The 576-nt window shown below is 54.2% G+C and carries 1 protein-coding gene; it reads left to right on the top strand.

The window, feature by feature from the left end; genetic code table 11:
* Positions 1-316: 316 nt before the first annotated feature.
* The coding region (locus tag AWU74_RS07540) for a hypothetical protein (RefSeq protein WP_162505032.1) at positions 317-576 on the top strand (260 nt) is incomplete at its 3' end.

Below are 576 nucleotides of genomic sequence, written 5' to 3'. Positions count from 1 at the left end.
GCAGGATATGGAGCACTTCCATACTGCAGTGTGAGGAGTCTCCCTATCGTAGTGGAGAGACACTCCCTACCGTAGTGAGGAAGCATTCCCTACTATAATAGGGTGAGTCTCCATATTATAAGAAAGAGACGCTCACCTATGCGTGAGAGTGGTTCTCACCTACCGATGAGAGATAATCTAACCCAGTGGTTAGAGACGCTCTAACCTATCGGTTAGAATTGGTCTAACCTACGGGTTAGAGTCGGTCTAATCAGAACGTAAAACAGTCCTTGCTTCGGCGCCCCGCGCCGAGGCGCCGGAACCGAAGGAACGATATATGCTGAACGCGCTGTATACCGTCGTCATTTATCCGCTGACGCAGATTATCGAGTTCGTGTTCGTGTTTTCGCAGAAGGTGTTCAAAGAAACCGGCTGGTCGGTCGCTGCGGTCAGCGCGGCAATCTCTGTGCTGTGCCTGCCGCTGTACGCGGTCGCCGAGCGCTGGCAGCAGACGGAGCGGGGCGCGCAGAAGCGCCTGAAGCCGAAAGTCGACAAAATCAGGGCGGTGTTTGCGGGCGACGAGCGGTATATGATTCT

The sequence above is a fragment of the Treponema endosymbiont of Eucomonympha sp. genome (genome assembly GCF_001028545.1).
Note: the sequence above shows the minus strand (reverse complement) of the source record. Positions and strands in the feature narration are given on the sequence as shown.